At 70.5% G+C, this 7,191-nt stretch carries 9 protein-coding genes; 3 read left to right on the top strand and 6 right to left on the bottom strand.

Features of this window, described 5'->3' with window-relative positions; translation table 11 throughout:
- Together ABS772_RS07040 and ABS772_RS07035 are read left to right on the top strand one after the other, a co-directional pair.
- A partial coding sequence (locus ABS772_RS07040) for an SDR family oxidoreductase (protein WP_350393261.1) occupies positions 1-659 on the top strand: 659 nt, incomplete at its 5' end.
- A 106-nt stretch (positions 660-765) separates the two neighbouring features.
- Complete coding sequence (locus ABS772_RS07035) at positions 766-2,388, top strand: peptide chain release factor 3 (protein ID WP_350393259.1); 1,623 nt, start codon at positions 766-768, stop codon at positions 2,386-2,388.
- A gap of 43 nt (positions 2,389-2,431) precedes the next feature.
- Here the strand turns inward: ABS772_RS07035 and ABS772_RS07030 are convergent, their stop codons facing one another.
- From ABS772_RS07030 to ABS772_RS07010, 5 genes are all read right to left on the bottom strand, one after another.
- Complete coding sequence (locus ABS772_RS07030; protein ID WP_238254354.1) at positions 2,432-2,623, bottom strand: hypothetical protein; 192 nt, start codon at positions 2,621-2,623, stop codon at positions 2,432-2,434.
- A gap of 88 nt (positions 2,624-2,711) precedes the next feature.
- The gene (locus ABS772_RS07025) at positions 2,712-3,146 is read right to left on the bottom strand and encodes a tellurite resistance TerB family protein (protein WP_238254355.1); all 435 of its coding nucleotides are present in this window, start codon (positions 3,144-3,146) and stop codon (positions 2,712-2,714) included.
- Between the two features lie 104 nt (positions 3,147-3,250).
- Positions 3,251-4,021, bottom strand: a complete 771-nt coding sequence (locus ABS772_RS07020) for an ABC transporter ATP-binding protein (RefSeq protein ID WP_350393256.1) — start codon at positions 4,019-4,021, stop codon at positions 3,251-3,253.
- Positions 4,018-4,770 carry an ABC transporter permease gene (locus tag ABS772_RS07015; RefSeq protein ID WP_238254357.1) on the bottom strand — a complete coding sequence of 251 codons (753 nt, stop codon included), beginning with the start codon at positions 4,768-4,770 and terminating at the stop codon, positions 4,018-4,020. The genes ABS772_RS07020 and ABS772_RS07015 overlap by 4 nt, the downstream gene beginning before the upstream one ends.
- A 45-nt stretch (positions 4,771-4,815) precedes the next feature.
- Positions 4,816-5,841: an ABC transporter substrate-binding protein gene (locus tag ABS772_RS07010; RefSeq protein ID WP_350393254.1), complete on the bottom strand. Its 1,026-nt coding sequence runs from the start codon at positions 5,839-5,841 to the stop codon at positions 4,816-4,818.
- Positions 5,842-6,074: 233 nt separating this feature from the next.
- Between ABS772_RS07010 and ABS772_RS07005 the strand changes: the two genes are divergently transcribed.
- Positions 6,075-6,530, top strand: coding sequence for a DUF3597 domain-containing protein (locus ABS772_RS07005; RefSeq protein WP_238254359.1), 456 nt, complete (start codon positions 6,075-6,077; stop codon positions 6,528-6,530).
- Positions 6,531-6,630: 100 nt separating this feature from the next.
- On the opposite strand, the gene ABS772_RS07000 is transcribed toward ABS772_RS07005, so the two are convergent.
- The coding region (locus ABS772_RS07000) for a Hint domain-containing protein (RefSeq protein ID WP_350393252.1) at positions 6,631-7,191 on the bottom strand (561 nt) is incomplete at its 5' end.

Here is a 7,191-nt window from a genome sequence, read left to right as displayed (position 1 = left end):
GGCTGGTGCTGGCCGGTCGGCGGGGGGACGCGCTGGATCGGGTCGCCGCGGAACTGCCGGGCGAGTCCCTGTGCGTGCCGACCGACGTGTCCGATCCGCACGCCGTCGAGGCCCTGTTCGCCGCAATCGGCGCGCGCTTCGGGCGTCTCGACCTGCTGTTCAACAATGCCGGGATCTTCACGCCCGCCGCGACGGTGGACGAGGTCTCGGTCGAGGACTGGCTCGCCAGCGTCAACGTCAACCTCACCGGTGCCTTCCTCTGCACCCGCGCCGCCTTCGGGATGATGCGCCGGCAGGCGCCGCGGGGTGGGCGCATCATCAACAACGGCTCGATCGCGGCCTACGCGCCGCGGCCGATGTCGGCGCCCTACAGCGCCACCAAGCACGCCATCACCGGCCTCACCCGCGCCACGGCGTTGGACGGGCGCCCCTTCGACATCGCCTGCGGCCAGATCGATGTCGGCAATGCCGAGACCGAGATGACGCAGAGCTTCGGGCAGGGCGCGCGGCAGGCCGACGGCTCGATCCGGCCCGAGCCGTACATGGAGGCGGCGCATGTGGCCGAGGCCGTCGTCTACATGGCCGGGCTGCCGCTCTCGGCCAACGTCCTGTTCATGACGGTGATGGCCACGGGCATGCCCTTCGTCGGGCGGGGGTAGGGGAGGCGGCTTTGCGTCAGCCACGCGGAACGCGTAGAGAGCAGGCCACCGCCCGGCCCCCATGAGAGACGAGCGGCCGCCCGCTCTGCGGCGGCCGGTGCCCGCCATGCTGATGCAGACCGACCCCACACCCGCCGATCCGAAATCCGCCGACCCGGTCGCGCGGCGGCGCACCTTCGCGATCATCTCGCACCCGGACGCGGGCAAGACCACGCTCACGGAAAAGCTGCTGCTGTTCGGCGGCGCGATCCAGCTCGCGGGTGAGGTGAAGGCCAAGCGCAACCGGGTCTCGACCCGCTCCGACTGGATGGGCATCGAGAAGGAGCGCGGCATCTCGGTGGTCACTTCGGTGATGACCTTCGAGTACGGCGACTGCGTCTTCAACCTGCTCGACACGCCGGGCCACGAGGACTTTTCCGAGGACACGTATCGCACCCTGACGGCGGTCGATTCGGCCGTGATGGTGATCGATGCCGCCAAGGGCATCGAGGCCCGCACGCGAAAGCTGTTCGAGGTGTGCCGGCTCAGGGACATCCCGATCGTCACCTTCGTGAACAAGCTCGACCGCGAGGCGCGCGACCCGTTCGAGACCCTCGACGAGATCGAGAAGACGCTCGCCCTCGACGTGGCGCCGGTGACCTGGCCGATCGGGCTCGGCCGCAACTTCGCCGGCACCTACGAGCTCGGCGGCAACCGGGTGCGCCGGCTCGACGCGGCGGACGATGCCGGCACGATTCCCGTCTCGGGGTTCGCCGATCCGCTCTTCGACGAGCTGCTCACCGAGAACGGTGCGGCCGATCAATGGCGCGAGGAGGTGGAGCTGGCCGAGGGCGGCCTCAAGACCTTCGATCTCGCCGCCTTCCGCGAGGGGCACCTGACGCCGGTCTTCTTCGGCTCGGCGCTACGGAATTTTGGGGTGCGCGACCTGATCGACGGGCTCGCCCGCTTCGCGCCGCCGCCCCGGGGCCAGGAGGCCGACAAGCGCGCGGTGGAGCCGACCGAGCCGAAGATGACGGGCTTCGTGTTCAAGATCCAGGCGAACATGGATCCGAACCACCGCGACCGCATCGCCTTCATGCGGGTCTGCTCCGGCCAGCTCCGGCGCGGGATGAAGGCCAAGCTCGTGCGCACGGGCAAGCCGATGTCGCTCTCGGCGCCGCAATTCTTCTTCGCCCAGGACCGGGCGATCGCCGACGAGGCCTATGCCGGCGACGTGGTCGGCATTCCCAATCACGGGACCCTGCGCATCGGCGACACGCTGACCGAGGGCGAAGAGCTCGTGTTCCGCGGCGTGCCGAGCTTCGCCCCCGAGATCATGCGTCGGATCAAGCTCACTGACGCGATGAAGGCCAAGAAGCTCCGGGAAGCGCTCCAGCAGATGGGCGAGGAGGGCGTCGTGCAGGTCTTCGTGCCGCAGGACGGCTCGCCCGCCATCGTCGGCGTGGTCGGCGCGCTGCAGCTCGACGTGCTGAAGGAGCGGCTCCAGGCGGAGTACGGCCTGCCGATCGACTTCGAGACGAGCCGGTTCTCGGTCTGCCGCTGGATCGAGTCGGACTCGGAGGCCGAGATCGACAAGTTCGTCAACGCCCACGGCTCGGCCATGGCGAGCGACCTCGACGGCGCGCCGGTCTTCATGGCGACCACCGCCTTCTCGCTCCGCTACGAGGAGGAGCGCTGGGACAAGATCCGGTTCACGGACGTGAAGGATTACCAGAAGCGGGCGGCGTGAGCGGAAGGGCCGGAGCTCGTCGCCCGCCCGGCTCCGGCAGCTCTCAATCGTAATCGAGATCGAGCGAGCGCTCGAAGGCGATGGCGCTCATCTCGCGTCCCTTCGGATCGGCGACGACGATGTCGCGGAAGCCGCGCCCGGCCAGTTCCCAGGTCTTTTCCAGGGCCTGCTCGTCCGTGCCGCAGGCGAAGGCCAGGGTGCGGCCGGAAGGGTCCGTTCCCGTCACCTTGTACATGGCCGCCCTCCTGTCCGAGCCGCGAAGATAGGCCCGGCGCCGTCCGGGAGAAGAGGGGACGCGGGGCAGGGCGCCCGGTCGCGACGACTCAGCCGAGCAGCATCGCCTTGTCCACGTCGAGCGCCCGGGCCAGCTCGTCGAGCACCCGGTGCTCGCTCTCGGTGACGCCGCCCTTGTCGGCCACGTCCGCCGCGATCAGGAAGACGTGCTGGCGCTGCTCCAGGGGGCGGTCGGCGATGGCCGCGACGTGCTGGCTGTTCTCCAGGCGCCCGGCGCGCAGCTCCGCGCGGGCGAGCGCCTCGAACAGAGCTTTTTCCAGGGTCAGCGTGTCGTAGGATTTCTGGAGGATGGGATTGGCCCGCATGCTGACGAGGGCCGCCTCGATCTCCTCCTCGTCGGTGTCGCCGTCGGCGACGATCACGTTGGCCGCGGCGGAGACCGCCGCGTGCATGAAGTCGGCATCGCCCGCGTAGGACATCACCGCCCGGTTGAGACGGACCAGGGCGTCCTGAAAAAACCCCATCTTGCACTCCCCCAGGCGCACGGCTCGGCGCACGGCTCTCCGCACGGCGCCGATGGTTCCAACGCGGGCAGCGAACCGTCAAGATGGCAAGCTTGACGGATCTCTCACAGTTCCGCCGAGCGCCGCGACAGTTCCGCCCGCAGGTGGCGCGCCGCCTCGACCAGGGCGGCGTCCCGGCGCTGGCGGGGGCGGGGCGGGGCGAGGGTGACGTCCGCCGCGATCCGGCCGGGGCTTCCGGCCAGCACCACGACCCGGTCGGCGAGGTAGACCGCCTCGTCGATGTCGTGAGTCACGAACAGCACCGTCTTGCCGGTCTGCGCCTTGATGCGCTGGATCTCGTCCTGAAGCCCCTCGCGGGTGAAGCTGTCGAGGGCCGAGAACGGCTCGTCCATCAGCAGCACCTCGGGCTCGACCGCGAGCGCGCGGGCGATGGCGACGCGCTGGCGCTGCCCGCCGGAGAGCTGGTGCGGCCAGCGGCCGGCGAGGTCGGACAGGCCGACGAGCTTGAGCATCGCCGCCGCCCGTTCGCGGCGCTCGGACTTGGAGAGGCCGTGCCGCTCCAGGCCGAAGGCGACGTTGTCGATCACCCGCCGCCAGGGCAGCAGCCGGGCGTCCTGGAACACGAGTGCCATCGGCGTGCGGGTTTTTTCGGGATCCGTGCCGAGATGGACCGTGCCGCCGCTGGGCTTGGCGAGATCGATCAGCACGCGCAGGAGCGTCGACTTGCCGACGCCGGACTCGCCGACGATGACGAGGAACTGCCCCCGCGGGACGGCGAGGTCGAGGGCGGAGAGGATCTCGGTGCGCCGCCCGTCGCGCTCGTAGGCGAGGCTCAAAGACCGGATGTCGATGATCGGCGAGGGCGTCGCGTTCATGCGCGCCACCGCAGAAGCCAGCCCTGCAGGGCGACGAAGCCGGTATCGAACAGGCCGTAGAGCCCGGCCATGGTGAGCATGTAGACCACGACGATGTCGGTGGAGAGGAGCGAGGAGGCCTGCATCATCCGCGCGCCGATGCCGGGCACGCCGAAGATCTCGGCGGCGACCACCGCCATCCAGGCTTGGCCCAACGCCGTGCGCAGGCCGACGAGGATGCCGGGGGTGGCGGCGGGCAGGAGGATCTTGGTGAGCCGCGCGAACGGCCCGCGGAAGCCGAAGGCCTGGGCCACCTCGATCAGGTCGCGATCGACCCCGCGCACCGCGCCTTGCGTGGCGAAGAACACGATCCAGAACACGCCGATGGCGATGATGAACACGGCGGCCGAGGGCTGGACCCCGAACCAGATGATGGCGAAGGGAACCCAGGCGAGGCCGGGAATGGGGCGCAGCAGCCGCACGACCCAGGCGGTCAGGCTCTCGAACCAGCGGAACATGCCGGAGAGGAGCCCCAGCGCGATGCCGGCGCCCGCGCCCGCGCCGAGCCCGACCACGTAATGGCTCAGGCTCTCGGCGACCGCGCGCAGCCACGCACCGCTCGAGATCTCCCGGGCAAACGCCGTCGGGAGCGAGGAGGGCGGCGGCAGGAAGGCCGGGTTGACGAGGTCGAGCCGGGGCGCCGCCTCCCACAGGGCGAGGAAGGCGGCGAGCCCCGCGGCCGCGAGGGCGGCCGAGCGGAACGAGGTCATCACGCGATCATGGCGTCCGGATCGGGAGGGACATCAGGGCTTCGATCAGGGCTTTTTGGCCGCGTCGAAGGGCTTGGTGTCGAACAGGCCGTCGGTCGGCGCCTCCTTGTCGAGGGTGCCGATCGAAACCTGGTAAGCCTGCATCTTCTTGGTCGCCTCGATGATCGTGCGCGGGTCGGCGACGAACCGCGCGGCCGGTGACGAGAGCGCCTTCTGGATCGTGGCGACATCGGTGATGCCCTTGCCGAGCGCCGCCTCGACCGGCGGGGCGGCGCGGGCCGGATCGGTCTTCAGGAGGTCGGTCGCCTTGACCAGCGCCGCGACGAGGCCCTCGACCGCCTTCGGATTGGCGTCGGCGAACTTGCCGTAGACGGCGACCACGGTTCCGGGCTGGTCGGGGAACATCTCCCCGCCGGTGGCGATCAGCGCGATCTTCGGGTTGCGCCCCTGGACGATGGTGAGCGCCGGCTCGCGGATCGAGGCGCCGTCGACGGCGCCGGCGAGCAGGGCCTGCTGGGTCGCGTCGATGCCCATGGCGACGATCTCGACATCGGCCTTGTCGGCCTTCGCCACCTGCCAGAGCCAGTGCTGCAGGGTGGTGTTCGGCACCGAGCCCGGCGGCTGCGTGGCGAGCCGGGCGGGGCGGCCCTCCTTGGCCTTGAACTGCTTGAAGGCCTCGGCCTTGCTCGGGGCGGAGGCGAAGTAGGGCGCGAGCTTGGGGGCGGCCACGAACACCATCTCCTCGATGGCGGTGGCGGCCACGACCCGCACGTCGATGCCCTTGGTGCGGGCGACCGCGAGCGGCGCGATGCCGGCGACGTAGACGTCGATGGTGCCCGACGCCAGCGCCTGGATCATGTTGGGGCCCGACTCGAAGGTGGTGAAGGTCGGCGCCAGCCCGGCCTCCTTGAGCCAGCCCTCGCCGTTGGCGACGAAGACGGGGGCGGCGCCGACCACCGGGATGACGCCGATGCGCACGGGCACGGTCTGGGCGGCGAGCGGGGCAGCGAAGGGCACGGGAAGGGCGAGAAGCCCCGCGATCAGGGCGAAGGCCTTGAACAGATTGCGCATCGATGGATTCCAGGGGAGCCGGTTGGCGTCCCCCATGGCACAGTGGGCGCGATCTTCCAATCGCGCTTCCGCATCGGCTGCCCCGACTCCGGGGCCCGACTCCGAGATCCGACGCGGCGGGGCCGGGCGGCGACGCTTTGCCGGCCCGCAACGGAACGGCCTCGTTCTTCCTGCCGTTTACCCAGCCGACAGCGGCATCCACGCCGCGGGACAGACGACAGGATACTTACGCCATGAGCCTCATCGGCAGCATCGTCAGCAAGATCCTCCACCCGTTCGGCTCGTCGGAGGCGCAGGCCGCCGAGTCCAGCACGTCGTCCTCCAAGCCCTCCGAGACCCAGGCCCAGCCGTCGTCCGGCGGCGGCAGCGCCCCGGCCTCCACGCCCACCAGCGGCGGCACCGCGTCCGGCGGCGCGGCCGCCTCGGGCGGATCGGTCGATGTCGAGGCCGTGCTCAACGACCTCGCCGCCAAGAACCCGCAGAAGCTGAACTGGCGCACCTCGATCGTCGATCTGATGAAGCTGCTCGACCTGGATTCGAGCCTGCACGCCCGCCAGCAGCTCGCCGACGAGCTGCACTACACCGGCGACAAGAACGACTCGGCCTCGATGAACATCTGGCTGCACAAGCAGGTCATCAAGAAGCTCGAGGAGAACGGCGGCAAGGTTCCGGCCGACCTCAAGGACTGAATGCTTCGCGGCCAGAGGCCGTCGGAGACGACTTGAAATGAGAAAGGGGGCGGCAGGATCCCTGCCGCCCCTTTTTCCTGTCTCGGCGCCCTGTCGAACGTCAGGCGGCCCAGGCGCTCGCGGCGTCCCACGCGCAGTGCTCGCTCAGGGAGCCGGCGAACACGGCGTCGAGCCGCAGCCGCTCCGCCTCGACGAGCGGGCCGTCGACCGCGACCGGGCGGCAGCGGGCATCCCAGCCCGCCGGCACGAAGTCCGGGTTGTGCAGGGCATGGTCGGAGCCTTCGACGAAGAAGGCGCGGTCGCCGCCGTCGATGTAGCTCTCCACCGGCAGGCCCTCGGCCAGCAGGATGTCGTGGGCGTCGAGTTCGACGTGCCAGTAGGTCACTCCGGCGCGCGGCTCGCGGGTGATCGTCGTACCGTTGATCAGGCACATCACGGGCACGAGCACGCCGCCCTCGTTGCCGGCATCGGCGCCGACCAGCACCGGGTGGCCGGGCGAGAGGCTGAGGTCGCGGGCCGGCAGGCCCTGGCCGAAGGCGCCCGCGCGGACGCGCACCGGCTGCTGATGGAAGGGGAGGGCGGCCCCCGCGGCCGTCATCGCCCGGTGGCCGATCCAGGTGATCGGACGCAGGGTGCCGGAGGCGGTCACCGCGAGGTCGCC

Origin of the sequence: Methylorubrum podarium (assembly GCF_040270385.1) — a bacterium.
GTDB lineage: Bacteria > Pseudomonadota > Alphaproteobacteria > Rhizobiales > Beijerinckiaceae > Methylobacterium > Methylobacterium podarium.
The sequence above is the reverse complement of the archived record's forward strand: the minus strand, read 5'-3'. Positions and strand labels throughout refer to the sequence as shown.

Excerpts from the sequence above, each read along its gene's own strand:
- ABS772_RS07035 (WP_350393259.1), top strand. The coding sequence starts at position 766 with ATGCTGATGCAGACCGACCCCACACCCGCCGATCCGAAATCCGCCGAC.
- ABS772_RS07030 (WP_238254354.1), bottom strand. The coding sequence starts at position 2,623 with ATGTACAAGGTGACGGGAACGGACCCTTCCGGCCGCACCCTGGCCTTC.
- ABS772_RS07025 (WP_238254355.1), bottom strand. The coding sequence starts at position 3,146 with ATGGGGTTTTTTCAGGACGCCCTGGTCCGTCTCAACCGGGCGGTGATG.
- ABS772_RS07020 (WP_350393256.1), bottom strand. The coding sequence starts at position 4,021 with ATGAACGCGACGCCCTCGCCGATCATCGACATCCGGTCTTTGAGCCTC.
- ABS772_RS07015 (WP_238254357.1), bottom strand. The coding sequence starts at position 4,770 with ATGACCTCGTTCCGCTCGGCCGCCCTCGCGGCCGCGGGGCTCGCCGCC.
- ABS772_RS07010 (WP_350393254.1), bottom strand. The coding sequence starts at position 5,841 with ATGCGCAATCTGTTCAAGGCCTTCGCCCTGATCGCGGGGCTTCTCGCC.
- ABS772_RS07005 (WP_238254359.1), top strand. The coding sequence starts at position 6,075 with ATGAGCCTCATCGGCAGCATCGTCAGCAAGATCCTCCACCCGTTCGGC.